Below are 25,494 nucleotides of genomic sequence, written 5' to 3' on the forward strand. Positions count from 1 at the left end.
CTGACGGCAGTGCCCGGGGCGAGCGCTTCTGGCAAGGGGGCGTTTCTCACCGCGCACCGAACCCCGTCAGCACGGTGCGCACGGTCTTGTAGCCGATCAGCAGATCCAGCGCCATGGAGTAGTGCGCCACGTAGTACAGGTCGTAGCTCAGCTTGATGGCCGTCTGCTCCGCGCTGTCGGCATAGCCCTGCTGCACCTGTGCCCAGCCCGTGAGGCCGGGGCGCACCAGATGGCGGTAGGGATAGGCGGGCATGGCGGCCGCGAAGTCCTGCGCGAACTGCACCTGCTCGGGCCGGGGGCCGATCAGGCTCATGTCGCCGAGCAGCACGTTCCAGAGCTGGGGCAGCTCATCGAGCCGCGTGCGGCGGATGAAGCGTCCCACGCGCGTGACGCGGTCGTCCTGCTGCCGCGCGAACTGTGCGGCGCGGTCGGCGGGCTGGTGGCGCATGCTGCGCAATTTCCAGATGCGGAAGGTGCGCCCATGGCGGCCCATGCGGGCCTGCGAATACAGCATCGGCCCGGGCGAATCGAGCTTCACCGCCAGACCCGTGCCCAGACACAGCGGCACCCACAGCGGCACGGTGGCGAGGGCCAGGCCCACGTCCAGCATGCGCTTGGCGATGTCGTAGGCGGGGTGGCTGGCGAGTTGCCACAGGTTCTGCTCGCCCAGGGACCCGGTGATCTTGCGGCCCGACAGCATTTCCGCCGCCGCTTCGGTGCTGTAGAGCGGTACGCGCTGGAGCTTGAGTTCGCTGATCCATTGCAGGCGCTGCATGTCCTCGTCGGCCAGCCGATCGATCACCACGCCGTCCACGGCCACACGCTGTGCGGGCGGGGGCAGGCCATCCGTCCAGCAGACCAGGTCGAGCTGGCCGTCGCGCTGCTCCTGCGGGCGCAGCATCTGGCGCAGCGCCAGCGGCGTGCCCGCATCCAGATAGGCCAGGTGCATCGTCCGGCGGCGCCCCCAGAGCCCGTGCCCGCAGAGCAGCCAGGCCAATGCCAGCACGTAGGCCAGCAGCACCGCGCCGCGCGAATAGGGCTCTTGCAGCAGCGCGAAGCCCAGCGGCGCCAGCAGGAAGGCCACCGTGGTCACCACCAGCAGGAACCCGCCCTGCTCCAGCGGAGGCAGGTAGGACCCCTGGTACAACCAGCGCGCCGCCAGCAGGTACGGCACGGTGCACCACAGCACGGTGGAGGGAAACAGGGGGGTCACCCAGCCGGCGTCCTGCATCCTGTCCGCCACGGCATAAGCCACCGCCTGCGTCAGCAGGCCCAGCAGGCTCCACCAGAGCAGGACGTTGCCGCGCCGCGTGGGGACGGAGGCCGTGGCGGGGCGGGGCGTACCGGAGGAGGTCATTCGAGGGATCGGAGGTAGATGGCGAGTATGGCCGACGCCATGCGTTCTTTCGTATGGCGCTCTTCGTAGCGCGCGCGGGCTGCGCGGCCCCGGCTGTCGCGCAGCGCGGGGTCGCGGACCAGGCGTTCCAGGGCCAGCGCCACGGACGTCGCCTCGTTGGGCACGAGGTCCGCCTCGTGCCCGTCCGGCAGCAGTTCTGCCATGCCGGGCAGCCGGCTGGCCACCACGGGCAGGCCCGCGCGCATGGCCTCGATCACCGAGATCGGCAGGCCCTCGTGGTCCGACAGCAGCACGAAGATGCCGTGGTGCGCGAGGCGTTCCGCCACGTCGTCCACGTCGCCCTCGAAGCGGACCTGCCGCAGCCCCAGCTGGTGCGCCAGCGCCTGCAGGGCCTCGCGGTCCGGCCCGCCGCCGATCAGGCTCGCCGCCACCTCGTGCCCCAGCGCATCGCGCAGCCGGGCCAGCGCATGCAGCAGCAGGTCGGGCCGCTTGGGCGCCGCCAGCCGCGCCACCATGGCGATGCGCACGGGCTCCAGCGCGGGCTGCGCCCGGTGGCCGTCGTCTTCCATCGCGTTGGGCACCACGCTCTGCCGGCCGGCGGGCAGCGGCAGGCCGCGCGCCAGCGCGAGTTCGTGCGCGGAAACGCACACCATGTGCCGCGTCCAGCGCGCCAGCAGCCATTCGCAGCACCACGCCACGGTGCGGCGCAGCCACGGCACTTCGGGCTTGAAGGCAAACCCGTGCACAGTGTAGACCACGGGTTTGCGGCACAGCCGGCCCGCCAAGCGCGCCACCACGCCCGCCACGGCACTGTGGGCGTGCAGCACGTCGGGGTCGTGCTGGCGGATCAGCGCACGCAGCGCCACGACGGCGCGGTACAGGTGCCAGGGCGCCAGCGAGTTGCGCAGGGCCGGTACGCGGTGCACCGGAATCCCCGCTGCACGCAGCTCGATCTCGAGCGGGGTGGGATCGGCGCCGCCGATGACGGCACTGAACCGGACCGGGGCAGCGAGTGCGCGGCACAGGGTGCGCACATGGGTCTGCGCGCCACCCCGTTCTCCCTTGGTGATGACTTGCATCACCTTCGGTTCAGTCGGCATGGTCTGTGGCGAGCTTGTAGAGGTTGCAGTGCGCACCGAGGCCGCGGACACGCGCCGGGATCCAGCGATCCGCTTGCCGGGTCGGGCATGCGTTGGGCATGCCGCCCGAGGCCGGTGGGCCGCACGGGGCGTCCGAGGCCACTCAGCCCGCGATGCCCGTGCGTTCGAGCACGTCGCCCACCAGTTCCAGCCGCAGCAGCGGGCTGTCGAGCTGCATGAGCTGCTGCTTCAGTTCGATGGGCACCGGCAGCAGCTCGCACCAGCGGTTGGCCACCCAGCCGCAGTCGTCCAGCTGCGCGGCGGTGGGCACCGGCACGCTGGTGTCGCCGGGGCTGCGGTCGTGCAGGCGGGCCAGTACCTGCTCCAGTGCCTGTGCCGCCTTGCGCAGGTCCTGCGGAACGGGCACGGCCACATCGGGCGGCAGTTGCTCGACGTCGGCGATCCACAGGCCGTGGGGCAGGAGCTGGCGGCGCACGATGCGGAATCGTTCCGATCCTTCCGCACGCAGCGCGATCAGGCCCGGGTGGGAGGTGTCCAGGTCGGAGATGGCGGCCAGCGTGCCGACATCGTGGAATTTCTCGGGCGCGGCGCCTGCCTGCCGCACCTCATGGCCGTCCGTGAGGGCCACCACGCCGAAGGGGGCGCCGGCCAGGCGGCATTTGCGCACCATGTCCAGGTAGCGCACCTCGAAGACCCGCAGCGCCAGCTGGCCGCCCGGGAACAGCACCGTGCCGAGCGGGAACAGCGGCAGGGAGGTCAGCGTGAGCGGCGCGCCAGCGGATGGCTCGTAGGGAGGAGGGGCGAATGTCATGGGCTGCCAGTATGGCCCGCTATCATCCCACGCCGAAACAGGCCTGCAACGGGCCTTCACATGACGAGGTTTCATGCTTTTCCAGATCGCCTCTTTCCTGCTCGACGTGGTCGGTGGCCTGCTCACCGGCGCCTGCCTCCTGCGCCTCTACATGCAGGCGCAGCGCGTCCCCTTCGGCAACCCCATCGGGCGGCTGGTGTTCGCGCTCAGCGACTGGCTGGTCATGCCGCTGCGCCGGATCATTCCGCCCACGGGCCGCTGGGACTGGTCGAGCCTCGTGGCGGCCCTGCTGATCCAACTGCTGCAGTACCTGCTGCTCTGGGCTTTGCTGGGCGGCGCGATGGGGCTGGCGTGGCTGCCCTGGCTGGCGGTGTTCGGTATGGCGCGTGTCGCGGTCACGGGGATGATGGGGCTGCTCATCGTGGCCGCGGTGCTGTCGTGGGTGCAGACGCGGTCGCCGATCGCCGACGTGATCGCGCGGCTCTGCGATCCGGTGCTGCGGCCGCTGCGGCGGGTGATCCCGCTGCTCGGCGGCGTGGATCTGTCGCCGCTGGTGGCCATCGTGGCGCTGCAGGTGGTCATGATCGTGCTGGGCCACCTGCAGGCCGCGGTGCTCTGACAGGGCCGGCAAACCGGGTCGGCACCCGGTTTGCCTATGAAATCGCCTTCATGCCGGCGGATTCATTGGATTTATTGCTATATTTTCGATAGCAATTTCGGCATTCAGGAGACGGAGTCGGCCGGCAGGCGCTGCAGCATGGCCAGGCTCTTGGCCACCGTGTTGCGCAGTTCGCGGCGATCGCAGATGAAATCGACGGCACCCTTGGTCTGCAGGAACTCGGCGCGCTGGAAACCTTCCGGCAGCGTCACGCGCACGGTGGATTCGATCACGCGCGGGCCGGCGAAGCCGATCAGCGCCTTGGGCTCGGCGATCACGATGTCGCCCACGAACGCGAAGCCGGCGGAGACGCCTCCCATGGTCGGGTCGGTCAGCACGCTGATGTAGGGCAGGCCCTTTTTGGCCAGGCGCGTGAGCGCCGCATTGGTCTTGGCCATCTGCATCAGCGAGAGCAACCCTTCCTGCATGCGGGCGCCACCTGTGGCCGTGAAGCAGATGAACGGCACCTTCTGCTCGATGGCGGTCTCCACCCCGCGCACGAAGCGCTCGCCCACCACGCTGCCCATCGAGCCGCCCATGAAGTCGAACTCGAAGCAGGCGACGACGACATTGATGCTCTTGACCGAGCCGCCCATGACGATCAGCGCGTCGGTCTCGCCCGTGTTCTCCAGCGCCTCTTTCAGGCGCTCGGTGTACTTGCGGCTGTCCTTGAACTTGAGCGCGTCCACCGGCAGCACTTCCTGGCCGATCTCGTAGCGGCCTTCCGGATCGAGGAAGGCATCCAGGCGCGGCCGGGCGTTGATGCGGTGGTGGTGGCTGCAATGCGGACACACGTTCTGGTTGTGTTCCAGATCGGTCTTGTAGAGCACGGTCTCGCAGCTCGGGCACTTGATCCACAGCCCCTCGGGCACCTGGCGGCGCTCCGTCGGGTCGGACTGCTGGATCTTGGACGGCAGGAGTTTTTCGAGCCAGGACATGGGTGTATTCCTCAAAATGAATGGCAGACCGCAGCGCCACAAACTTCAAAACCGGCGCGGCCCAGCCCAGCAGACGCCGTGGGTCCGGCTCCGCCGGCCCACTGGCGTCGTCCCCCTTCCCGGCGAAGCCGAGAGAAGGGGGAAGCGGCAAAGCCGCTCAGGGGGATGGTCCCTGATTCTACGTGTCGAGCGCCTTGCGCACCCCGCGCAGGAAGTCGATGGCGAGCGGCACCACCTTCTCGTGCGGCTGGTCGTCCAGCAACTGGATGATGCGGCTGCCGATCACCACGGCATCGGCCACGCGGCCGATGGCCTGGGCGGTGGCCGCGTCGCGGATGCCGAAGCCCACGCCCACGGGGATGTGCACATGCCGGCGGATCACGGGCAGCATCGCTTCCACGGCCGAGGTGTCGAGCGCGCCCGAGCCCGTCACGCCCTTGAGCGACACGTAGTACACGTAGCCGCTGGCCACGCGCGCCACCTGCTGCATGCGCGCTTCGGTGCTGGTCGGGGCGAGCAGGAAGATCAGGTCCATCCCGTGCTCGCGCAGCCGGGCGGCGAAGGCTTCGCATTCCTCGGGCGGGTAGTCGACGATCAGCACGCCGTCCACGCCGGCCTGAGCGGCATCGCGCACGAAGGCGTGCTCGCCGTGCACCTGGTCGTAGCGCTCCACCGGGTTGGCGTAACCCATGAGCACCACCGGCGTCTTCGCGTTGCGCTGGCGGAACTCGCGCACATAGCCCAGCACCTGCGCGGTGCCCACGCCCAGCGACAGGGCCTTCTCGCCCGCCTTCTGGATCACCGGGCCGTCGGCCATGGGGTCGGAGAAGGGCACGCCGAGTTCGATCACATCGGCCCCCGCCTCGACCATGCCGTGCATGAGCGCCGGCGTGATGTCGGCGAAGGGGAAGCCGGCCGTGACGTAGGGAATGAGGGCCTTGCGGCCACGGGCCTGCAGCTCGGCGAACGTGGCGCCGATGCGCCCGCCGCTGGCCGGCGCCGCGGAAGCGGGCGCCTCTGGCGGGGTGGAGGAATCCATCGCGGAAGAAGGAACAGGAAGGGCGGATGTCATGCGGCGGGCCCTCCCTTGACGGCATGGCCGCGCATCGAGGGACGGTCGTAGAAGTCGGCGCCCGAGAGGTCGGCAACCGTGCCGATGTCCTTGTCGCCGCGGCCCGACAGGTTCACGAGGATGGACTGGTCGGTGCGTAGGGTCTTGGCGAGCTTCATCGCATAGGCCACGGCATGGCTGGACTCCAGCGCGGGAATGATGCCTTCGGTGCGGCAGAGATAGTGGAAGGCCTCCAGCGCCTCCTGGTCGGTGATGCCCACGTACTCGGCCCGGCCGATCTCCTGCAGCCAGGCGTGTTCGGGGCCCACGCCGGGGTAGTCCAGGCCGGCGCTGATGCTGTGCGTCTCGGTGATCTGGCCGTTCTCGTCCTGCAGGATGAAGGTGCGGTTGCCGTGCAGCACGCCGCTGCTGCCGCGCTGCAGGGACGCGGAATGCTTGCCGCTGTCCAGGCCCTCGCCGGCGGCTTCCACGCCGATGAGGCGCGTCTTCGCATGCGGGATGTAGGGGTGGAAGATGCCCATCGCGTTGCTGCCGCCGCCCACGCAGGCGATCACCGCGTCGGGCTGCTCGGCCACGATGCGCTGCGCTGCCAGCATTTCAGGCATCTGCGCGAGGCACTCGGTGCCGATCACGCTCTGGAAGTCGCGCACCATCATCGGGTAGGGGTGCGGGCCCGCCACGGTGCCGATGATGTAGAACGTGTTGTCCACGTTGGCCACCCAGTCGCGCATGGCCTCGTTGAGCGCGTCCTTGAGCGTGCGGCTACCCGAATCCACCGGCACCACGGTGGCGCCCAGCAGTTTCATGCGGTACACGTTGGGGCTCTGGCGCTTCACGTCCTCGGAGCCCATGTACACCACGCATTCGAGGCCATAGCGCGCGCAGATGGTGGCAGTGGCCACGCCGTGCTGGCCCGCGCCCGTCTCGGCGATCACGCGGGGCTTGCCCATCCGGCGGGCCAGCATCGCCTGGCCGATCACGTTGTTGATCTTGTGCGCGCCGGTGTGGTTCAGGTCTTCGCGCTTGAGGTAGATCTGCGCGCCGCCCATCTCGCTGCTCATGCGCGCGGCATGGTAGACGGGCGAGGGACGGCCCACGAAATGGGCCAGCTCGCTGTGGAATTCCTTCAGGAAGTCCGGGTCGTGCTGGTAGCGCGCGTAGGCCTCGCGGAGTTCGGTGAGGGCATGGGTGAGCGTCTCGCTCGCGAAGCTGCCGCCATAGCGGCCGAAGTGGCCCGAAGCGTCGGGCTGCTGGTAGGAAAGCATCAATCGTTCTTCACAAAATGCCCATCGGCCGCGCGCACGGCGGCGATGAAGCGTTGGATCTTGCCGGCGTCCTTGGTGCCCCGCAACGGCTGGCCGTCGGGGCCTTCGGCTTCCACGCCGGAACTGACGTCAACCGCGAGCGACAGGCCGCGCGGCCGCACCTGCAAGATGCCATCGGTCACGTTTGCAGGCGTGAGTCCACCAGACAAAACGAGGTGAGAGTCGACGCTTGGAGGAAGGAGTGACCAATTGAATGCCTTGCCGCCGCCGCCATAGCCGTCGACGTGGGCGTCGAGCAGGATGGCCTGGGCGCGTGAATATTGGTGGGCGAATTGTACGAGGTCGAACGAGGGGGCCTGCGCCCCGAGGGGAATGCGGGCGGCCCGCAGGAACGGCCGCCGGCCGCGGCTGGCGGCCTCCCAGCATTCCTCCGGGCTTTCATCGCCGTGGAATTGCACGGTGGCGGCCGGAATCTCTTCGCAGGCCGACACCACCTCCGCAGCACCGGCATTCACGAAAAGGAGCACCGGCGTGACGAAAGGGGGCAACCGCCGCGCCAGTGCGGCCGCGCGTTGCGGGGTCACGGCCCGGGGGCTTTTGGCATAGAGCACGAAGCCCACCGCATCGGTGCCCGCCGCCACGGCGGCGTCCACATCCTGCTCGCGCGTCAATCCGCAGATCTTGATGCGGGTGCGCACTGCGGCGCCCGGGGCCATGGACGCGCTGGAGAATGGAGAGGAGGCGGGTGTGGGCATAAGGAACGGTATATCGCAGGACGCTGGCAGGTCCCCGGAGGGGCCTATTGACCCTGCGGGCCGGGGGCCAGAAGGGCGGGGCAGGATCCGCCGCGGCGCGGCCCGTCAGGGCAGCCAATCATAGGCAGCCGTGCGCTCGGGCAATCCCCAGGCCGCGTCGTAGACCGGCCCGAGGAAATACAGCCCGTCCGGGGAGAAGGTGGGCGCGGCAGCGTCGCGCGAGCGTGCCGCCAGCACCGCGCGCATCCAGTCGGCCGGGTACTTCCCCTGCCCGACGGCCACGAGGCATCCCATGATGTTGCGGACCATGTGGTGCAGGAAGGCATTGCCCTCGAACTCGAAGCGCCAGTAGCAGGTGGGGATGTCGTGCCGGTCGGTCGGTGCGTGCGCCGGGGTCGCTCCGCCCAGCCCGCGCCGGGAAATCTCGATGCGGTGCAGTGTCTTGACGGGCGACTTGGCCTGGCAGGCCGAGGCGCGGAACGACGTGAAATCGTGCTCGCCCAGCAGGTGCTGCGCGGCGGTCCGCATGGCGCCTTCGTCCAGGGCATGGAAGACCCAACCCACCCGCCCGGCATCCACGCTCGGGCGCACTGGCGACTGCAGCAGCACATACGCATAGCGCCGCGCCGTGGCGCAGGCCCGCGAATGGAAGGTCTCGGGCACGGGCCGAGCCCACTGCACGGCGATGTCCGGCGGAAGGAAAGTGTTGGTGCCGCGCACCCAGGAGAAAGGGGTCCGCTCCAGGGGGGTGTCGAAATGCACCACCTGCATGAGCCCATGGACGCCCGCATCCGTGCGGCCCGCGCACAGGGTGGACACCTTGTGCGTGGCGAAGCGGGCCAGGGCGGCCTCGAGGCGGTCCTGCACAGTGAGTCCGTCGGACTGGCTCTGCCAGCCCTGGTAGCCTGCGCCGTTGTAGCTGACACCCAGGGCCACCCTCATGGCTGCACGCTCCGATGGCCGGCCCGCGGCGGGCGCGGCTCCCCGCCCATCAACCCAGTTCGGCCAGCAGGCGCTGTGCCCGGGCCTTGAGCGGGCCGGAGGATTCCGCGATCACTTCCTCGACCAGCGTGCGGGCGCCTTCGCTGTCCCCGATCGCGTTGAACTCTTCGGCCAGGGCGAGCTTGGTGGCCAGCGGGTCGTCCGGCAGCACCAGGGGCTCGTCGGCTGCCTCCAGGCTGGGCGCGGCGGGTTCGGTGGCATCGGACGCTGCCGATTCCAGGCCGGAGCGTGCCGTGTTGGGGCCGTCCAGGTCCAGTGACAGGCCGCCCAGGTCGAATTCGAGCGGCACCGGGGCCGAGGCCGGGCCGGCCTCGGCCGACAGCGGCGCGTTGGCCGAATCCGCCAGAGAAAGGTCGGTGGGGAAATCGAGTGCTGGCGCCTGTGGCGCATCGGCGATCGCCGGCGGGGGCGTCGTGCTGACGGGCTCGAAGTCCAGCGATCCGAGGTCATCGGACGGTGCGGGCGCCGTGGCCGCCGCGGCGGTGGCCGCGGCAAACGCGCCGGGTGCCGCAGGCGGTGCGGGCGGCGCTTCGGTCAGCGCGTCGTCCGGCAGGTCGAGATCCAGGTCCAGGTCGAGGTCGGGCGGCAGGGCCGCCGATGCCGCCACGCCGGCCGCAGCACCTACTGCGCCTGCCGCCGCGGCGGTACCGGCCGTGCGGCCATCGGTCAGCGTGCTCGCAAAACCTTCGCTGGGGTAGCTGCGGCTGTCATCGCTGTCGAGCACGGGCGGGCGACCGCCGGGTTGGTAGAGCGCGTTGTCCGGGTCGATGCCGCGGCCGATGTCCGCCACGCGGTGCCAATCGGGGCCCTGGCCGTCGGTGAGGCGGAATACGTCCTGGGCGACGGCTTCCAGTGCCCTGCGGTCCTGGCGCTTGGCGTAGATCTCGGCCAGCTTCACATGGACGGCGGTGCGGTCTGGGCTGTGGCGCAGGGCTTCCTTGAGGATTTCCTCGGCCTGAAGATCGCGGCCGTAGGCCAGGTACACATCGGCTTCGGCCACGGGATCCACGTCGCCGCCGGCATCCAGCTGGCTCGGCGAGTAGTTCATCGAGGAAGAGCCGGTGCTCAGCTGGCTGCTGGCGGTGTCCACGCGCTGGCCACCGCTGGCACCGAAGAACGAGTCGGGCTGCAGCTTGCTTTCCATGAACGAGCTGTCCACGGCGCCGCGGTTGCGGCGGTTCTGCACCGTGCGGTAGACGCCGAAGGCCAGCAGGAGGGCCAGCAGGCCGCCGCCTGCCAGCGGGACCATCGGGTTCTCGAGCAGCGAGTCCAGGAAGCCGGGCTCGTCGGCCGGCGCTGCGATCGGTGCGGGTGCCGCACGCGATGCGGCAGCAGCAGCGGCGGGCGCGGCGGCGGACGCATCCGCCACCGGAGCGCTGGCGGCCGGGGCCGGTTCGGAGGCTGGCGCCGCAGGTGCGGCAGCCGAAGCGGCGGATGCGGGTGCGGCAACGGCCGGTGGTGCGCTGGCGGCCGGCGCTACCACGGGCGCAGGGGCGGGCGCGGACGCTGCCACCGCCGGAGCGACGGGCGGAGCGCCCACCGGAACGGCCACACGGCCTGCTTCCGCGGCGGAAGCCGCCGGCGCGGGGGCGGGCGCCGGCGCTGCCGTGCCCGCAGGCGAAGAAGCGGCACCGAGCTTGTTCAGGTCGGAGATGTTCTTGGACAGCTCGGCCATGCGGGTCGATGCCTCGCTGGCCTGCTTGTCGCGGGCCAACTGCTCTTCGGTAGCGCGCTGGCCCTGCACCGCGCCCTTGGAGAGCGTGAGCTTGTCGGGCGCTGCAGTGGCGGGCTTGCGGTCTTCGACCTGCGCCTGCACCCGGCCGCTGGCCGAACGCTCGGCGGCCGCCACTTCGGCAGCGGGGGCTGCGCCCGCCAGGCGGCGGCGGAATTCGTTGAAATCGCGGCTTTGGGCGGCGATGATCTGGCGGGCTTCGGCGGGCGGCGTGGCCCGTGCCTGGGCTTCGTCGGGAATCTGGAGCACGGCGCCGGACTTCATGCGGTTCACGTTGCCGCGGATGAAGGCATCCGGGTTGGCGCGCATCATCGCCACCAGCATCTGATCGAGCGACACGCCCGCGGGGCGGTGCACGCCCGCCAGACGGCCTGCCGTGTCGCCGGGGCGGATCACGACGCTGTCCGCCCCGCCCGACGCTGCGGGGGACGCGGGTGCGCTGGCCGTGCGCGGCGTGTTGCCGGCCACTGCGGGTGCAGGGGGCGCTGCGGGGGCCGGGCGCGGTGCAGCGGCTGCCGGTGCCTCGGCGGCGCGGGGTGCAGCGGCCGGAGCGGGGCGTGCAGGCTGTGGCGCGGGCGAAGCGGCAGCGCCGGCCTGGGCGGAAACCGTGGGCGCAGGGGCCTCGCGGCGCAGCGCTGGCGGATCGAGCAGCAGCGTGTAGCTGCGCACGAGCTGGCCGGCGCTCCAGCTCGCATCGAGCACGAGATCCACGAAGGGGTCGTTGACGGGGCGGCTGGTGGTCAGGCGCAGCACCATCGTGCCATCCGCCCGGCGCTGCAGGCGCACCTGCAGGTCATTCAGCGTGGGGGAGACTTCCATCCCCTGGGCGCGGTAGGCCTGCGGGGAAGCCGATGCGGCACGCAGGGATTCCGCTTCGGCGGCGGTGATCTGCGGCAGATCGATCTCGGCGCGCAGAGGCTCTCCCAGGGCGGACTGGACCGAAAGGCGGCCCAGGGCGAGGGCACTGGCATCGGCGGCATAGAAGCTGGTCGAGACGAAGGCCGCCGCGGCCAGAACAGAAAGTTTCCAACGATGCATGTGTGCCAACAGCCAATCAGGTTGAGCCTTCGCGAAAAGCGCGGAAGCGGGGCAGGACCCGGTTCCGCGCCAACGCGTGAAAATATGTAAAAAGCACCATAGCATCAATGTTTTGCAGTGACAAGCCGAGGCGCCGGACTATCCGCAAGGCCTCCGGGAGCGCCTTGCAGACGGCTGTTTTTGCATGTTGTCGTAGGACAACGACTCGTAACAAAGCGTGCATGAATTCACCGGCCGCCGGTTACGCGGCCGGCGCCTGGCACGCGGCGGTTCAGGCGTCCAGCAGGATGCGCAGCATGCGGCGCAGCGGCTCGGCCGCGCCCCAGAGGAGCTGGTCGCCGATGGTGAAGGCGCCGATGTACTCCGGGCCCATCGCCATCTGGCGGATGCGGCCGACCGGGATGGTCATGGTGCCGGTGACCGCCACCGGCGTCAGGTCCTTGAGCGTGGCCTCGCGCGTGTTGGGCACGACCTTCACCCATTCGTTGTCGGCGGCGATCATGGCTTCGATGTCGGCCACGGGCACGTGCTTCTTCAGCTTGAAGGTGAGCGCCTGGCTGTGGCAGCGCATGGCGCCCACGCGCACGCAGAAGCCGTCCACCGGCACTGCGGGCGTGCCGAAGCCTTCGCCCTGGCCCATGATCTTGTTGGTCTCGGCCATGCCCTTCCACTCTTCCTTGGACATGCCGTTGCCCAGGTCCTTGTCGATCCAGGGGATCAGGCTGCCGCCCAGGGGTACGCCGAAGTTGGCGGTCTCGGCGCCGGAGAGGCTGCGCTGCTTGGCGATGACCTTGCGGTCGATTTCCAGGATCGCGCTCTTGGGATCGTCGAGCAGTGCGCGCACTTCGGCGTTGAGCGTGCCGTATTGCGTGAGCAGTTCGCGCATGTGCTGCGCGCCGCCGCCGCTGGCGGCCTGGTAGGTCTGGGTGCTCATCCATTCGACGAGGCCGGCCTTGTACAGCGCGCCCACGCCCATCAGCATGCAGCTCACGGTGCAGTTGCCGCCGACCCAGTTCCTGCCGCCCTGCGCCAGGGCGTCCTTGATGACGGGCATGTTCACGGGGTCGAGCACGATGACCGCGTCTTCCTTCATGCGCAGGGTGGATGCGGCATCGATCCAGTGGCCCTTCCAGCCCGCCTCGCGCAGCTTGGGAAAGATTTCGGTGGTGTAGTCGCCGCCCTGCGCGGTGATGATGATCTCGCAGCGCTTGAGGGCATTGATGTCGAATGCGTCCTGCAGCGTGGTTTCGTTCTTCGCCTGCGCGGGGGCCTTGCCGCCGGCGTTCGATGTCGAGAAGAACACGGGCTCGATCAGTGCGAAGTCGCCTTCGGCCTGCATGCGATCCATGAGAACAGAGCCGACCATGCCGCGCCAGCCGACCAGACCTACCAACTTGCTCATTTTCAGCACCCCTACTCAAGTTAAGAAGAAACAATGCCCGACCGGGACTGTTCCTGCCCGGCTCGTCTAGGCCAGGAGGGGCGCACGACGAAACCGGAGCTGGATCAGCCCGTAATGGTCGTGGTTTTGGTGGTGATTGCGCGCACGGCCACGGCTGCCAGGGCGGCAGCAGCGATGTTCAGGGCGAACGGGCGGGCGGCAAACATAGGCGCGGATTGTAGCGGAAGGTCTTTTGCGGGCGCTGTCCTTTTCGGAAAGCTCGGCGGATGTCCGCAAGATGCTGTGGTGTATTTCCATCGCGGTGGGCGTGGGGCAGCACCCATGCGCATCGTTCCGCGTCGCGCAGGACCGGGCATGCGCACTCGTCCGGCCTTGGCCGCAGAGGCATGCGGGCCCAAGCAAAAAAAGCGGCCCTTGCAGGGCCGCTTTCCGGGGGAACGGGCAGGGCTTGCGGCGCCCGCCGGGCCGCTGCGGTCAGCCCAGGGCCTTCACCACGGCATCGCCCATCTGCGCGGTGCCAACCTTCTCCATGCCGTCGCTCCAGATGTCCGGCGTGCGCAAGCCCTGGGCCAGCACCTTCTGCACGGCCGATTCGATGCGCTGGGCCGCGGCTTCCTGGTCCAGGCTGAAGCGCAGCATCATCGCGGCGCTGAGGATCGTGGCCAGGGGATTGGCAACGCCCTTGCCGGCGATGTCGGGCGCGCTGCCGTGGCTGGGCTCGTACAGGCCCTGGTTCTTGCTGTTGAGGCTGGCCGAGGGCAGCATGCCGATCGAGCCCGTGAGCATGGAGGCCTCGTCCGAGAGGACGTCGCCGAACATGTTGCCGGTGACCACCACGTCGAACGCCTTGGGTGCCTTCACGAGCTGCATGGCCGCGTTGTCCACGTACATGTGCTGCAGTTCCACGTCCGGGTACTGCTGGCCCACCTCGGTCACCACGTCCTTCCAGAACTGGAAGGTTTCCAGCACGTTGGCCTTGTCCACGCTGGTCACCTTCTTGCTGCGCTTGCGCGCGGCCTGGAAGGCGACATGGGCGATGCGCTCGATCTCAGGTTTCGAGTAGCGCATGGTGTCGAAGGCTTCCTCGGCACCGGGGAAGTGGCCGTCGGTGGCGACGCGGCGCCCGCGCGGCTGGCCGAAGTAGATGTCGCCCGTCAGCTCGCGGATGATGAGGATGTCCAGGCCGGCGATCAGCTCGGGCTTGAGGCTCGACGCGCCCACCAGTTGCTCGTAGCAGATCGCCGGGCGGAAGTTGGCGAACAGCCCCAGGTTCTTGCGCAGCCCCAGGATGGCCTGTTCGGGGCGCAGCGGGCGTTCGAGCTTGTCGTACTTCCAGTCGCCCACGGCGCCGAACAGCACGGCATCGGCCTGCTGCGCGAGCTTCAGGGTCGATTCGGGCAGCGGGTGGCCGTGCGCCTCGTAGGCCGCGCCGCCCACCAGGGCCGATTCCATCTCGAACGGGAGGCCGATCACGTCGAGCACCTTCACGGCCTCGGCCACGATTTCCGGACCGATGCCGTCACCCGGCAGAACTGCGATTTTCATTTTGCTTCTCTTTTGATAGCGAACTTTTGAATGGATACGGCGGCATCAGGGTGTTTTGATGCCTGGGTGTGTGCGGGCGGGCCGCCGGGGCGGCCGCGGCGCCTCAACCCGGCATGGTGTGCGCCAGCCAGGGCTTGGTGGCCAGCCGCTCGGCTTCGTAGGCCCGGATCTTGTCGGCCTTGCGCAGCGTGAGCCCGATGTCGTCGAAGCCGTTGATCAGGCAGTACTTGCGGAAGGGCTGCACGTCGAACGGGATCTCCTCGCCCTGCGGGCGCACGATGGCTTGGCGTTCCAGGTCGATGGTGAGCCGGTAGCCCGGGAACGCGGCCACTTCGTCGAAGAGTTGCGCCACGGTGGCCTCGGGCAGCACGATGGGCAGCAGGCCGTTCTTGAAGCAGTTGTTGAAGAAAATGTCGGCGAAGCTCGGCGCGATCACGGCCCGGAAGCCGTACTGGTCGAGCGCCCAGGGCGCATGCTCGCGGCTGGAGCCGCACCCGAAGTTCTTGCGCGCGAGCAGCACCGAGGCGCCGGCGTAGCGCGGCAGATTGAGCACGAAGTCCGGGTTGGGCTTGCGCTGCGATTCGGGAATGCCCGGCTCGCCCTTATCGAGGTAGCGCCATTCGTCGAACAGGTTGGGGCCGAAGCCCGTCTTCTTGATCGACTTCAGGAACTGCTTCGGGATGATGGCGTCGGTGTCGACGTTCTCGCGGTCCATGGGGGCCACGAGGCCCTGGTGCACGGTGAATTTCTGCATGGTGTGTGTCTTTGGTTGGGCTTACCGGGCGGCACGCTCGATGGCACTGCCGGCGCGCTGCACGTCCTGGCCCATGCCCTTGACGGTATTGCAGCCGGCCAGCAGGCAGGCCAGCACGAGGGTGATGAGCGGAGCGGTCTTTTTCATGGCGGTGGTCTTTCTCTTTTCCGGATGCGCAGCCCCGGTCAGGCGAACTGCCGCACGTCCACGAAATGCCCATGCACGGCAGCGGCTGCTGCCATGGCGGGGCTGACCAGGTGGGTGCGCCCGCCCGCGCCCTGGCGGCCTTCGAAATTGCGGTTGCTGGTGGAGGCGCAGCGCTCGCCCGGCTCGAGCCGGTCCGCGTTCATCGCGAGGCACATCGAGCAGCCGGGCTCGCGCCATTCGAAGCCTGCGGCCTTGAAGATCTCGTGCAGGCCCTCGCGCTCGGCCTGCTCCTTCACGAGGCCGGAGCCGGGCACCACCATCGCCACCTTGACGTTGCGTGCCACCTTCTGGCCGAGCTTTTTCACCACGGCGGCGGCCTCGCGCATGTCCTCGATGCGGCTGTTGGTGCAACTGCCGATGAAGATCTTGTCCACGAAGATGTCCGCCAGCGGCTTGCCGGGCTCCAGGTTCATGTAGGTCAGCGCGCGCTCCATGGCGCCGCGCTTGTTGGGGTCCTTTTCCCGGTCGGGATCGGGCACGCGGGCGTCGATGCCCAGCACCATTTCGGGCGAGGTGCCCCAGGTGACCTGCGGCACGATGGCCGTGGCGTCGAGTTCGACCACCGTGTCGAACTGCGCATCCGGATCGGAGTGCAGCGTCTTCCAGTAAGCCACGGCCTGGTCCCATTCCACGCCCTGCGGCGAGAGCGGGCGGTTCCTGACGTAATCGATGGTTTTTTCGTCCACCGCGACGAGGCCCGCACGGGCACCGGCCTCGATGGCCATGTTGCAGACCGTCATGCGGCCTTCCATGCTGAGCGCGCGGATGGCGGAGCCGGCGAACTCGATGGTGTAGCCCGTGCCGCCGGCCGTGCCGATCTTGCCGATGATGGCCAGCACGATGTCCTTGGCCGTGACGCCGCGGGCCACCTGGCCTTCGACGCGGATCAGCAGGTTCTTCGCCTTCTTGGCCAGCAGGGTCTGCGTGGCCATCACGTGCTCGACCTCGCTCGTGCCGATGCCGTGCGCCAGCGCGCCGAAGGCGCCATGCGTGGAGGTGTGGCTGTCGCCGCACACCACCGTCATGCCCGGCAGCGTGGCACCGTTCTCGGGGCCGATCACGTGCACGATGCCCTGGCGGCGGCTCATGAAGGGGAAGAACGCGGCAGCGCCCACTTCGGCGATGTTCTTGTCGAGCGTGGTGATCTGCTCCTTGCTGATCGGGTCGGCGATGCCGTCGTAGCCCCGCTCCCAGCCCGTGGTGGGCGTGTTGTGGTCGGCCGTGGCGACGATGGAACTCACGCGCCAGACCTTGCGGCCCGCCTGCCGCAGGCCCTCGAAGGCCTGGGGGCTGGTCACTTCGTGCACCAGATGGCGGTCGATGTAGAGGATGGACGTGCCGTCCTCTTCGGTATGGACGACGTGTTCGTCCCAGATCTTGTCGTAGAGGGTGCGTCCCATGGTGTGTTCTCTCGTGGGCTGGTTCAAGGGTGGGGGAGTCGATTCTAGGAAGGCCGGCCCTGCGCGGGCCGGGCGAGGTGGTCGGCGAGCAGCCGGGCCGTGACGGGCAGGCTGCCGAAGTCGCGCGCGACGAGCTTGAGCGAGCGCTCGGCCCAGGGCTCGTCCAGCGCGACGGACTGCAGCTTGCCGACGCCGCGCATGAGCGAGAAGGCGCGGTCGGGCAGCAGGCCGATGCCCAGGCCGTTGTCGATCATGCGGCACATGGCGTCGAGCCCGGTCACCTGGATGCGCTGACGCAGCGGCCGTCCGGCCCGCGCCGCGCCGCGCCGCATCGCCAGGCTGATGCTGCTGTTGGCCTGCAGCCCGACGATGTCCCAGTCGAGCACGTCCTCGAACCGCACCGCAGGGGACGCGGCCAGCGCATGGCCCGAAGGCACGACCAGCACCAGCCGGTCGCTGCGGTAGGGGCGGCTCTGCAGTTCCTGCGGTTCGGTGCCGTCGCCGGTGTGGCACAGGCCCAGGTCGGCCGCGCCTTCGCGCACGGCGTGGAGCACGTCGGTGCTCAGGTGTTCCTGCAGGTCGATCTTGACCTGCGCATGCTCCCGCGAGAACGCGCCCAGATCCTCCGGCAGGAACTGCACGATGGCCGAGATATTGGCGTGCACCCGCACGTGGCCGCGCACGCCGTCGGCGTATTCGCTCAGTTCGCCCTGCATGCGTTCGAGCCCGAAGAGCACCGTGCGCGCATGGTGCAGCAGGCTCTCGCCCGCCGGGGTCAGGGCCACGCCGCGGCTGTGGCGGTAGAGCAGGGCGGACCCCACGGCCGTCTCCAGATCGGACAGGCGCTTGCTCACCGCGGAGGCGGCGATGAATTCCCGCTCGGCGGCGCGACCGATGCTGCCCAGTTCGCAGACGGCCACGAACAGCTGCAGCGACGTCAGGTCGATGCGGCGGGCGAAACTGCGTTCGGTGTTCTTCATGGGGGCGTTGGAGGTTTCTCGCCTGGAGAAGACCTGGTTTCCATTTTCCATGAGGATGGCAGAGTCAGCCATCGCGAAACGCGACGTCGTCCATCGCGATGGCGGAGGATGCCGGCACAAAAAAGCCGCCCGGCAGGATGCGGGGCGGCTGGTGGCGGAGCGCGATGGCTCAGGTGAAGAGGTTCTTCAGCCGGTCGGTCCAGCTCTCGCCGCTGGGCGAATGCTTGCCGCCGCCCTTCTTGAGCGACTCGTCCAGTTCCTTGAGCAGCTTGCGCTGGTGCTCGGTGAGCTTCACCGGCGTCTCGACCACGATGTGGCAGTACAGGTCGCCGGGGTAGCTGGCGCGCACGCCCTTGATGCCCTTGCCGCGCAGGCGGAACTGCTTGCCGGCCTGCGTGCCTTCGGGGATGTCGATCGCGGCCTTGCCCTGCAGCGTGGGCACCTCGATCTCGCCACCCAACGCCGCGGTGATGAAACTCACCGGCACCTGGCAATGCAGGTCGTCGCCGTCGCGCTCGAAGATGTCGTGCTTCTTGAGGCGGATCTCGATGTAGAGGTCGCCCGGAGGGCCGCCGTTGGTGCCGGGTTCGCCGTTGCCCACGCTGCGGATGCGCATGCCGTCGTCGATGCCCGCGGGGATCTTCACCTCCAGCGTCTTCTGCTTCTTCACGCGGCCCTGGCCATGGCAGGTCGTGCAGGGCTCGGGAATGATCTTGCCCGTGCCGCGGCAGTGCGGGCAGGTCTGCTGCACGCTGAAGAAGCCCTGGCGCATCTGCACGGAGCCCGAGCCCGAGCAGGTCGTGCAGGTCTTCGCGCTGGTGCCGGGCTTGGCGCCGCTACCGTGGCAGGTCTCGCAGTTCTCCCAGGAGGGAATGCGGATCTGCGCCTCCTTGCCCTTGGCGGCCTCTTCCAGCGTGATGTCCATCGCATAGCTGAGGTCGTTGCCGCGGTAGACCTGGCGGCCTCCGGCACCACCCGCCCGGCGCCCGCCGAACATGTCGCCGAAGATGTCGCCGAAGGCCTCTGCGAAGCCGCCGAAGCCCTCCGCGCCGGGGCCGCCCGGGCCGCGCATGTTGGGATCCACGCCGGCGTGCCCGAACTGGTCGTACGCTGCCCGCTTCTGCGGGTCGGAGATCATCTCGTAGGCCTCCTTGGCCTCCTTGAATTTCTCTTCGGCCGGCTTGGCGGCATCACCCTGATTGCGGTCGGGGTGGTACTTCATCGCCAGCTTGCGATAGGCCTTCTTGATCTCTTCGTCCGAGGCGTTCTTCGGAACGCCCAGGATTTCGTAAAAGTCTCGTTTGGACATGGTGTTTCCGGGTCCGTTGGGAACAGGAACGCCGCGCAGGCCCTTGGGGAGGGGCCTGGCGCGGCGGCCAGGGAAGACGCGCGCGCCCCGCGGGTCCGCGCGCGAGGGCGTCAGTTCTTCTTGACTTCCTTGACTTCGGCGTCCACCACGTTGTCGTCGTGTGCCGCGGAGGACGCGCCGCCCGAAGACGAGGCGCCCGTGTTGCCTGCGGAGTGGCCGCCGGCGTCAGCGCCCGCACCCGCACCGGCTGCTGCCGCGGCCTGGGCCGCCTGCGCGTCGGCGTACATCTTCTCGCCGAGCTTCTGGCTGGCGGCCATCAGCGCATTGGTCTTCTCTTCGATCGCGGCCTTGTCTTCGCCCTTCAGCACGGCTTCGAGATCCTTCACGGCAGTCTCGATGGCTTCCTTCTCGGCGGCGTCGAGCTTGTCGCCGTGCTCCGAAAGGCTCTTGCCCACGCTGTGGACGGCGGCCTCGCCCTGGTTGCGGGCCTGCACGAGTTCCAGCTTCTTCTTGTCGTCGGCGGCGTTCAGTTCGGCGTCCTTCACCATCTTCTGGATCTCGTCCTCGGAGAGGCCGGAATTCGCCTTGATGGTGATCTTGTTTTCCTTGCCCGTGCCCTTGTCCTTGGCGCCCACGTGCAGGATGCCGTTGGCGTCGATGTCGAAGCTCACCTCGATCTGCGGCACGCCGCGGCCGGCCGGCGGAATGCCTTCCAGGTTGAATTCGCCCAGCAGCTTGTTGGCGCTGGCGATCTCGCGCTCACCCTGGAACACCTTGATGGTCACGGCCGGCTGGTTGTCGTCGGCGGTGGAGAAGGTCTGTGCGAACTTCGTCGGGATCGTGGTGTTCTTCGTGATCATCTTGGTCATCACGCCGCCCAGGGTTTCGATGCCCAGCGACAGCGGGGTGACGTCGAGCAGCAGCACGTCCTTGCGGTCGCCGGAGAGCACCTGGCCCTGGATGGCGGCGCCGACGGCCACGGCCTCGTCGGGGTTCACGTCCTTGCGGGGTTCCTTGGCGAAGAACTCCTTGACCTTCTCCTGCACCTTGGGCATGCGGGACATGCCGCCCACGAGGATCACGTCATGGATGTCGGACACGCTGATGCCGGCGTCCTTGATGGCCGTGCGGCAGGGAGCAATGGTGCGCTCGATCAGTTCTTCGACCAGGCTTTCCAGCTTGGCGCGCGTGAGCTTGATGTTCAGGTGCTTCGGGCCCGAGGCATCCGCCGTGATGTAGGGCAGATTGATGTCGGTCGCGGCTGAGGACGACAGCTCGATCTTGGCCTTCTCGGCGGCTTCCTTCAGGCGCTGCAGGGCCAGCACGTCCTTGGACAGGTCCACGCCTTGCTCTTTCTTGAACTCGGCAATGATGTAGTCGATGATGCGCTGGTCGAAGTCTTCGCCGCCCAGGAACGTGTCGCCGTTGGTGGAGAGCACTTCGAACTGCTTTTCGCCGTCGACGTCGGCGATCTCGATGATGGACACGTCGAACGTGCCGCCGCCCAGGTCATACACGGCGATCTTGCGGTCGCCCTTTTCCTGCTTGTCGAGGCCGAAGGCCAGCGCGGCTGCCGTGGGCTCGTTGATGATGCGCTTCACGTCCAGGCCGGCGATGCGGCCGGCATCCTTGGTGGCTTGGCGCTGGGCGTCGTTGAAGTACGCCGGCACGGTGATCACGGCCTCGGTGACCGGCTCGCCCAGGTAGTCCTCGGCGGTCTTCTTCATCTTGCGCAGCACCTCGGCGCTGATCTGCGGCGGGGCCAGCTTGTTGCCGCGCACTTCCACCCAGGCGTCGCCGTTGTCGGCGCGGGCGATGGTGTAGGGCATGAGGTCGATGTCCTTCTGGACTTCCTTTTCCTCGAACTTGCGGCCGATCAGGCGCTTGGCGGCATAGATCGTGTTGCGCGGGTTCGTCACGGCCTGGCGCTTGGCCGAGGCGCCGACGAGGATCTCACCGTCTTCCTGGTAGGCAATGATGGACGGGGTGGTGCGGGCACCTTCGCTGTTCTCGATGACGCGCGTGGTGTTGCCTTCCATGATGGCCACGCAGCTGTTGGTGGTGCCCAGGTCGATACCGATGATTCTTCCCATGTTTTTCTCCGCGATTCTTGAAGGGTTTGGATAGCCAATAACTTGTGGATAACTTGTCCGGCTTCAAGCCGTCGGCGCAGGGAATTTCTTCGGTCTGCGCGGCGGCGGGGCCGGCCAGGGATTACTTGGGGGCCGCCACGGTCACCAGGGCCGGCCGCAGCACGCGGTCGGCGATGACATAGCCCTTCTGCAGCACGGCCACGACCGTGTTGGGCTCCTGGTCGGCAGGCACCACGCTGATGGCCTGGTGCTGGTGCGGATCGAACTTCTCGCCGGCTGCGGGCTGGATGGCCAGCACCTTGTTGCGCTCCAGGGCGGAGGTCAGCTGGCGCAGCGTGGCGTCGGAGCCCTCGCGCAGCTGGTCTGCCGTGGCGTCCTTGATGGCGAGTGCCGCCGTCAGGCTGTCGGCCACGGGCAGCAGGCTTTCGGCAAAGCTCTCGATACCGAACTTGCGGGCCTTGGAGACCTCGTCGTCGGCGCGGCGGCGCGCGTTCTCGGCTTCCGCCTTGGCGCGCAGGAACTGGTCGGCCAGATCCGCGCTCTTGGCCTTGAGCTCCGCCAACTCGTTCTGCAGGCGGCCCAACTCGTCCGCGGCGTGTGCGGCCATGGACGCCTCGACCTCTTCGGGTGCGGCGGACGGAGCGGCGGGGTGGCCTGCGGGCTGGGTGGCTGAATGCTGTTGATCGGACATGTCGGTTGTTCTACTGATGTAAGAGGATGAACGATGACGCACGGCACCTGGGTGCAAGGGCGTGGATTTCAAGCGAAACCCCGCCAAATTCCGGCATCTTCCCCGTGCCGCAGCGGCAGGCGGCAGGCGCCGGACTGCGGGAGTGTACAAGCGGCCGGGCCGAAGGCTATAATCGCCGGCTTTGCCTTGCCACACTGCTTCACACGACGCGGCAGGTGGCCTCAACCAAAGGGAGTTTGCATGCGTCACTACGAAATCGTCTTGCTGATCCATCCGGATCAAAGCGAACAGGTTCCAGCCATGCTGGAGCGCTACAAGGGCATGATCACCGCCGGCGGCGGCAAGATCCACCGCGTGGAAGACTGGGGCCGCCGTCAGCTGGCCTACATGATCAACAAGCTTGCCAAGGCCCACTATCTCTGCGTGAACATCGAAGCCGACCAGGCGGTGATGGCCGAGCTGGAGCACGCCTTCAAGTTCAACGACGCCGTGCTGCGCCACCTGACCGTGCAGAAGAAGAAGGCCGACACCGGCGCTTCCTCCATGATGAAGACGGTCGAGCGCGAAGAGGCCCGCAAGGCCAGCCAGGCCGAGTTCGCTGCAGCCAACGAGCGCTGATCCGAAAGCTCCCTGGAGCAGTGGAACCCCATAACTGCGTGGCGCTGACCGCCTGTATCGCCGAGACGAAACCGTTGCGATACACCCCGGCAGGTCTGCCCGCGCTGGATTTGCGGCTGGAGCACACGTCGCGGCAGATGGAAGCCGGTGTGCAACGCGAGGTCGGCGCCCTGGTGAAGGCAGTGGCCTTCGGCGCACTCGCCGAACGGCTGGCCCGCCAGGCGCTGGGAAGTCTCTGGACTTTCCGGGGCTTCCTGGCCACGCCGCGCAATGCCAAGGGTCTGGTGTTCCACATCCAGGATATTCAACAAGATTAATTTTCAAGAGGTCCGAAAATGGCCACGTTCAAGAAGTTCAACAAGGACAAGCGTCCGAAGCGCAACACCCAGTCGCTGCTGTTCAAGCGCAAGCGCTTCTGCCGCTTCACCGTCGCCGGCGTCGAAGAAATCGACTACAAGGATGTCGACACGCTGCGTGACTTCATCGCCGAAAACGGCAAGATCATCCCCGCACGCCTGACCGGCACGCGCGCCATCTACCAGCGCCAGCTGAACACCGCCATCAAGCGTGCCCGCTTCCTGGCCATGGTGCCGTACAGCGACCAGCACAAGATCTAAGGAGCAAGACCATGCAAATCATCCTGCTCGACAAGGTCGTGAACCTCGGCAACCTGGGCGAAATCGTCAAGGTCAAGGACGGCTACGCACGCAACTTCCTGATTCCTTCCGGCCGCGCCCGCCGCGCCACGGAAACGGCCAAGGCCGAGTTCGAAGCCAAGCGCGCCGAACTGGAAAAGGCTGCTGCCGCCAAGCTGGTGGAAGCACAGGGCCAGGGCGAGAAGCTCGGTGGCACGACCATCAAGCTGACGCAGAAGGCCGGCGTCGACGGCCGCCTGTTCGGTTCCGTGACCAACCACGACATCGCCGATGAGCTGAACAAGCAAGGCTACAAGGTCGCCAAGGCCCAGATCCGCCTGCCCAACGGCCCCATCAAGACCGTGGGCGATTCCACGGTCAGCGTGGCTCTGCACACCGACGTGGTGGTGGAAGTCAACGTTTCCGTGTACGGCGAAACCGCCTGACCACGCGAAGAAGCGCAGCCTTCTTCATCCGGCAAAAGCCGCCTCCCGAGGCGGCTTTTGCGTTTTCGGCGCGGCGATCCATGCACCGCTCGCCCACTGGCTGTGAACGGGTTGTCCACAGACTTGTCCCCTGATCGATGGGCCCCGGGCGTCTGGCACGGGGCTTCGAAGGACCGATTGCCATGAGTACCGACTTCCCTCCCATCCTCGAGTCCGATTTCGCTCCTGCCTCGCTGCCCGATCAGGAAGTCGCCAAGCTGCGCGTGCCCCCGCATTCGCTGGAGGCCGAGTCCAGCGTGCTGGGCGGCCTGCTGCTCGACAACATGGCCTGGGACCGCGTGGGCGATCTGCTGGTGGACGGTGACTTCTACCGGCATGAGCACCAGCTGATCTACGCGGCCATCGGCGCGATGGTCAACGTCAGCAAGCCCGCGGACGTGATCACGGTCTACGAGCACCTCCAGAGCCTGGGCAAGGCCGAGGAGGTGGGTGGCCTGGCCTACCTCAACAGCCTGGCGCAGTACGTGCCGAGCGCCAGCAACATCCGCCGGTATGCGGAACTCGTGCGCGAGCGCGCCATCCTGCGCAAGCTGGTCACGGCCAGCGACGAGATCGCCACCAACGCGTTCAATCCGAAGGGCAAGCCCGTCGAGCGCATCCTGGACGAGGCCGAGCAGAAGATCTTCGCCATCGGTGAAGAGGGCTCGCGCATGAAACAGGGCTTCCAGTCGCTCGACACGCTCGTGGTGGACCTGCTCGACCGCGTCCAGGAGATGGCCGACAACCCCATGGACGTGACCGGCGTGCCCACGGGATTCGCCGACCTCGACCGCATGACCTCGGGGCTGCAGGCCGGCGACATGGTGGTGCTCGCGGCCCGTCCGTCCATGGGCAAGACCTCGTTCGCGGTGAACATCGCCGAACACGTCGCGCTCAACGAAGGGTTGCCGGTCGCGATCTTCTCGATGGAAATGGGTGCCGCCCAGCTTGCCGTGCGTATCGTGGGTTCTATCGGCCGCGTGAACCAGGGCAACCTGCGCACGGGCAAGCTCACCGACGAAGAATGGCCGCGCCTCACCGAGGCGATCGAACGGCTGCGCACCGTGTCGCTGCACATCGACGAGACCCCCGGCCTCACCCCCAGCGAGCTGCGTGCCAATGCGCGCCGGCTGGCACGCCAGTGCGGCAAGCTCGGCCTGATCGTGGTCGACTACCTGCAGCTCATGAGTGGATCCGGCTCCTCGGGGTCGGACAACCGGGCCACCGAGCTGGGCGAGATTTCCCGGGGTCTCAAGATGCTGGCCAAGGAACTGCAATGCCCGGTGATCGCGCTGTCGCAGCTGAACCGCTCGGTCGAGCAGCGCACCGACAAGCGCCCGATGATGTCCGACCTGCGCGAATCGGGCGCCATCGAACAGGATGCGGACATCATCATGTTCATCTACCGCGACGACTACTACAACAAGGACAGCAAGGAGCCGAACGTGGCCGAGGTCATCATCGGCAAACAGCGGAACGGCCCGACCGGCACGGTCAAGCTCTTCTTCCAGAAGAACCAGACGCGGTTCGAGAACCTGGCCATGGGCTCGGGCGACGATTTCTGAAGCCTTTCATGCTCCATGCCGCCGTATCCATTGAATAGTTTGCTATATTTTCAATAGCAATTTGGCGGCGTTGCCGCCGACC

At 67.9% G+C, this 25,494-nt stretch carries 24 protein-coding genes; 6 read left to right on the forward strand and 18 right to left on the reverse strand.

Annotation, left to right across the window (positions count from 1 at the left end; translation table 11 throughout):
• Positions 1-46 precede the first annotated feature (46 nt).
• The 3 genes from BM144_RS01420 to BM144_RS01430 form a co-directional block, all read right to left on the reverse strand.
• The gene (locus BM144_RS01420; RefSeq protein ID WP_092949062.1) at positions 47-1,357 is read right to left on the reverse strand and encodes an exopolysaccharide biosynthesis polyprenyl glycosylphosphotransferase; all 1,311 of its coding nucleotides are present in this window, start codon (positions 1,355-1,357) and stop codon (positions 47-49) included.
• A complete protein-coding gene (locus tag BM144_RS01425) occupies positions 1,354-2,457 on the reverse strand; it encodes a glycosyltransferase (RefSeq protein ID WP_092949064.1) in 1,104 nt (367 codons plus the stop codon). Before BM144_RS01425 ends, BM144_RS01420 begins: the two co-directional genes overlap by 4 nt.
• 142 nt (positions 2,458-2,599) lie before the next feature.
• Positions 2,600-3,268: an LON peptidase substrate-binding domain-containing protein gene (locus BM144_RS01430; RefSeq protein ID WP_092949066.1), complete on the reverse strand. Its 669-nt coding sequence runs from the start codon at positions 3,266-3,268 to the stop codon at positions 2,600-2,602.
• 73 nt (positions 3,269-3,341) lie between these two features.
• On the opposite strand from BM144_RS01430, the gene BM144_RS01435 reads away from it, so the two are divergent.
• On the forward strand, positions 3,342-3,887 hold the full coding sequence (locus tag BM144_RS01435; RefSeq protein ID WP_092949068.1) for a YggT family protein: 546 nt from the start codon (positions 3,342-3,344) through the stop codon (positions 3,885-3,887).
• A 104-nt stretch (positions 3,888-3,991) separates the two neighbouring features.
• On the opposite strand, the gene accD is transcribed toward BM144_RS01435, so the two are convergent.
• The 15 genes from accD to grpE form a co-directional block, all read right to left on the reverse strand.
• Entirely contained in the window at positions 3,992-4,864 is an 873-nt protein-coding gene (gene accD, locus BM144_RS01440; RefSeq protein WP_092949070.1) for an acetyl-CoA carboxylase, carboxyltransferase subunit beta, read from the reverse strand.
• Between the two features lie 178 nt (positions 4,865-5,042).
• Positions 5,043-5,903 carry a tryptophan synthase subunit alpha gene (gene trpA, locus BM144_RS01445; RefSeq protein WP_092949072.1) on the reverse strand — a complete coding sequence of 287 codons (861 nt, stop codon included), beginning with the start codon at positions 5,901-5,903 and terminating at the stop codon, positions 5,043-5,045.
• A gap of 29 nt (positions 5,904-5,932) precedes the next feature.
• Complete coding sequence (gene trpB, locus BM144_RS01450) at positions 5,933-7,201, reverse strand: tryptophan synthase subunit beta (protein ID WP_092949074.1); 1,269 nt, start codon at positions 7,199-7,201, stop codon at positions 5,933-5,935.
• Entirely contained in the window at positions 7,201-7,956 is a 756-nt protein-coding gene (locus tag BM144_RS01455; protein ID WP_245783480.1) for a phosphoribosylanthranilate isomerase, read from the reverse strand. The genes trpB and BM144_RS01455 overlap by 1 nt, the downstream gene beginning before the upstream one ends.
• Before the next feature lie 105 nt (positions 7,957-8,061).
• The gene (gene truA / locus BM144_RS01460) at positions 8,062-8,898 is read right to left on the reverse strand and encodes a tRNA pseudouridine(38-40) synthase TruA (RefSeq protein ID WP_092949078.1); all 837 of its coding nucleotides are present in this window, start codon (positions 8,896-8,898) and stop codon (positions 8,062-8,064) included.
• A 49-nt stretch (positions 8,899-8,947) separates the two neighbouring features.
• Positions 8,948-11,728 carry a motility hub landmark protein FimV gene (locus BM144_RS01465; RefSeq protein ID WP_092949080.1) on the reverse strand — a complete coding sequence of 927 codons (2,781 nt, stop codon included), beginning with the start codon at positions 11,726-11,728 and terminating at the stop codon, positions 8,948-8,950.
• A gap of 271 nt (positions 11,729-11,999) precedes the next feature.
• Complete coding sequence (gene asd / locus BM144_RS01470; protein WP_092949082.1) at positions 12,000-13,130, reverse strand: aspartate-semialdehyde dehydrogenase; 1,131 nt, start codon at positions 13,128-13,130, stop codon at positions 12,000-12,002.
• 474 nt (positions 13,131-13,604) lie between these two features.
• Positions 13,605-14,675: a 3-isopropylmalate dehydrogenase gene (gene leuB / locus BM144_RS01475; protein ID WP_092949084.1), complete on the reverse strand. Its 1,071-nt coding sequence runs from the start codon at positions 14,673-14,675 to the stop codon at positions 13,605-13,607.
• A 103-nt stretch (positions 14,676-14,778) separates the two neighbouring features.
• Positions 14,779-15,429, reverse strand: coding sequence for a 3-isopropylmalate dehydratase small subunit (leuD, locus tag BM144_RS01480; protein ID WP_092949086.1), 651 nt, complete (start codon positions 15,427-15,429; stop codon positions 14,779-14,781).
• 21 nt (positions 15,430-15,450) lie between these two features.
• Complete coding sequence (locus BM144_RS01485; protein WP_092949088.1) at positions 15,451-15,576, reverse strand: entericidin A/B family lipoprotein; 126 nt, start codon at positions 15,574-15,576, stop codon at positions 15,451-15,453.
• Positions 15,577-15,614: 38 nt separating this feature from the next.
• Positions 15,615-17,036, reverse strand: coding sequence for a 3-isopropylmalate dehydratase large subunit (gene leuC / locus BM144_RS01490; protein WP_092949090.1), 1,422 nt, complete (start codon positions 17,034-17,036; stop codon positions 15,615-15,617).
• Between the two features lie 44 nt (positions 17,037-17,080).
• Entirely contained in the window at positions 17,081-18,016 is a 936-nt protein-coding gene (locus BM144_RS01495) for a LysR family transcriptional regulator (protein WP_092949092.1), read from the reverse strand.
• A gap of 169 nt (positions 18,017-18,185) precedes the next feature.
• Positions 18,186-19,325 (reverse strand): molecular chaperone DnaJ, encoded by a 1,140-nt coding sequence (gene dnaJ / locus BM144_RS01500; RefSeq protein WP_092949094.1) that lies wholly within the window; start codon positions 19,323-19,325, stop codon positions 18,186-18,188.
• A 110-nt stretch (positions 19,326-19,435) separates the two neighbouring features.
• Complete coding sequence (gene dnaK, locus BM144_RS01505) at positions 19,436-21,418, reverse strand: molecular chaperone DnaK (RefSeq protein ID WP_092949096.1); 1,983 nt, start codon at positions 21,416-21,418, stop codon at positions 19,436-19,438.
• 121 nt (positions 21,419-21,539) lie between these two features.
• A complete protein-coding gene (grpE, locus tag BM144_RS01510) occupies positions 21,540-22,109 on the reverse strand; it encodes a nucleotide exchange factor GrpE (RefSeq protein WP_092949098.1) in 570 nt (189 codons plus the stop codon).
• A gap of 240 nt (positions 22,110-22,349) precedes the next feature.
• On the opposite strand from grpE, the gene rpsF reads away from it, so the two are divergent.
• The 5 genes from rpsF to dnaB all read left to right on the forward strand — a co-directional run bounded on the left by rpsF (position 22,350) and on the right by dnaB (position 25,412).
• On the forward strand, positions 22,350-22,727 hold the full coding sequence (rpsF, locus tag BM144_RS01515; protein ID WP_092949100.1) for a 30S ribosomal protein S6: 378 nt from the start codon (positions 22,350-22,352) through the stop codon (positions 22,725-22,727).
• 20 nt (positions 22,728-22,747) lie between these two features.
• Entirely contained in the window at positions 22,748-23,044 is a 297-nt protein-coding gene (priB, locus tag BM144_RS01520; RefSeq protein ID WP_092949102.1) for a primosomal replication protein N, read from the forward strand.
• An 18-nt stretch (positions 23,045-23,062) separates the two neighbouring features.
• On the forward strand, positions 23,063-23,344 hold the full coding sequence (gene rpsR, locus BM144_RS01525; RefSeq protein WP_092949104.1) for a 30S ribosomal protein S18: 282 nt from the start codon (positions 23,063-23,065) through the stop codon (positions 23,342-23,344).
• Between the two features lie 11 nt (positions 23,345-23,355).
• Positions 23,356-23,808, forward strand: a complete 453-nt coding sequence (gene rplI, locus BM144_RS01530) for a 50S ribosomal protein L9 (protein WP_092949106.1) — start codon at positions 23,356-23,358, stop codon at positions 23,806-23,808.
• A gap of 182 nt (positions 23,809-23,990) precedes the next feature.
• Entirely contained in the window at positions 23,991-25,412 is a 1,422-nt protein-coding gene (gene dnaB, locus BM144_RS01535; RefSeq protein ID WP_092949108.1) for a replicative DNA helicase, read from the forward strand.
• Positions 25,413-25,494: the final 82 nt, after the last annotated feature.

It is taken from the genome of Paracidovorax konjaci, assembly GCF_900112675.1.
Lineage (GTDB): Bacteria > Pseudomonadota > Gammaproteobacteria > Burkholderiales > Burkholderiaceae_C > Paracidovorax > Paracidovorax konjaci.

What these genes read in the sequence shown, in the direction of transcription:
- BM144_RS01425 (WP_092949064.1), bottom strand. Translation starts at nt 2,457, where the DNA reads ATGCCGACTGAACCGAAGGTGATGCAAGTCATCACCAAGGGAGAACGG.
- trpA (WP_092949072.1), bottom strand. Translation starts at nt 5,903, where the DNA reads ATGGATTCCTCCACCCCGCCAGAGGCGCCCGCTTCCGCGGCGCCGGCC.
- rpsR (WP_092949104.1), top strand. Translation starts at nt 23,063, where the DNA reads ATGGCCACGTTCAAGAAGTTCAACAAGGACAAGCGTCCGAAGCGCAAC.
- dnaB (WP_092949108.1), top strand. Translation starts at nt 23,991, where the DNA reads ATGAGTACCGACTTCCCTCCCATCCTCGAGTCCGATTTCGCTCCTGCC.
- BM144_RS01420 (WP_092949062.1), bottom strand. Translation starts at nt 1,357, where the DNA reads ATGACCTCCTCCGGTACGCCCCGCCCCGCCACGGCCTCCGTCCCCACG.
- rplI (WP_092949106.1), top strand. Translation starts at nt 23,356, where the DNA reads ATGCAAATCATCCTGCTCGACAAGGTCGTGAACCTCGGCAACCTGGGC.
- BM144_RS01485 (WP_092949088.1), bottom strand. Translation starts at nt 15,576, where the DNA reads ATGAAAAAGACCGCTCCGCTCATCACCCTCGTGCTGGCCTGCCTGCTG.
- accD (WP_092949070.1), bottom strand. Translation starts at nt 4,864, where the DNA reads ATGTCCTGGCTCGAAAAACTCCTGCCGTCCAAGATCCAGCAGTCCGAC.
- grpE (WP_092949098.1), bottom strand. Translation starts at nt 22,109, where the DNA reads ATGTCCGATCAACAGCATTCAGCCACCCAGCCCGCAGGCCACCCCGCC.
- dnaJ (WP_092949094.1), bottom strand. Translation starts at nt 19,325, where the DNA reads ATGTCCAAACGAGACTTTTACGAAATCCTGGGCGTTCCGAAGAACGCC.
- leuB (WP_092949084.1), bottom strand. Translation starts at nt 14,675, where the DNA reads ATGAAAATCGCAGTTCTGCCGGGTGACGGCATCGGTCCGGAAATCGTG.
- BM144_RS01495 (WP_092949092.1), bottom strand. Translation starts at nt 18,016, where the DNA reads ATGAAGAACACCGAACGCAGTTTCGCCCGCCGCATCGACCTGACGTCG.
- leuC (WP_092949090.1), bottom strand. Translation starts at nt 17,036, where the DNA reads ATGGGACGCACCCTCTACGACAAGATCTGGGACGAACACGTCGTCCAT.
- dnaK (WP_092949096.1), bottom strand. Translation starts at nt 21,418, where the DNA reads ATGGGAAGAATCATCGGTATCGACCTGGGCACCACCAACAGCTGCGTG.
- trpB (WP_092949074.1), bottom strand. Translation starts at nt 7,201, where the DNA reads ATGCTTTCCTACCAGCAGCCCGACGCTTCGGGCCACTTCGGCCGCTAT.
- BM144_RS01465 (WP_092949080.1), bottom strand. Translation starts at nt 11,728, where the DNA reads ATGCATCGTTGGAAACTTTCTGTTCTGGCCGCGGCGGCCTTCGTCTCG.
- rpsF (WP_092949100.1), top strand. Translation starts at nt 22,350, where the DNA reads ATGCGTCACTACGAAATCGTCTTGCTGATCCATCCGGATCAAAGCGAA.
- BM144_RS01455 (WP_245783480.1), bottom strand. Translation starts at nt 7,956, where the DNA reads ATGCCCACACCCGCCTCCTCTCCATTCTCCAGCGCGTCCATGGCCCCG.
- asd (WP_092949082.1), bottom strand. Translation starts at nt 13,130, where the DNA reads ATGAGCAAGTTGGTAGGTCTGGTCGGCTGGCGCGGCATGGTCGGCTCT.
- truA (WP_092949078.1), bottom strand. Translation starts at nt 8,898, where the DNA reads ATGAGGGTGGCCCTGGGTGTCAGCTACAACGGCGCAGGCTACCAGGGC.
- leuD (WP_092949086.1), bottom strand. Translation starts at nt 15,429, where the DNA reads ATGCAGAAATTCACCGTGCACCAGGGCCTCGTGGCCCCCATGGACCGC.
- BM144_RS01430 (WP_092949066.1), bottom strand. Translation starts at nt 3,268, where the DNA reads ATGACATTCGCCCCTCCTCCCTACGAGCCATCCGCTGGCGCGCCGCTC.
- BM144_RS01435 (WP_092949068.1), top strand. Translation starts at nt 3,342, where the DNA reads ATGCTTTTCCAGATCGCCTCTTTCCTGCTCGACGTGGTCGGTGGCCTG.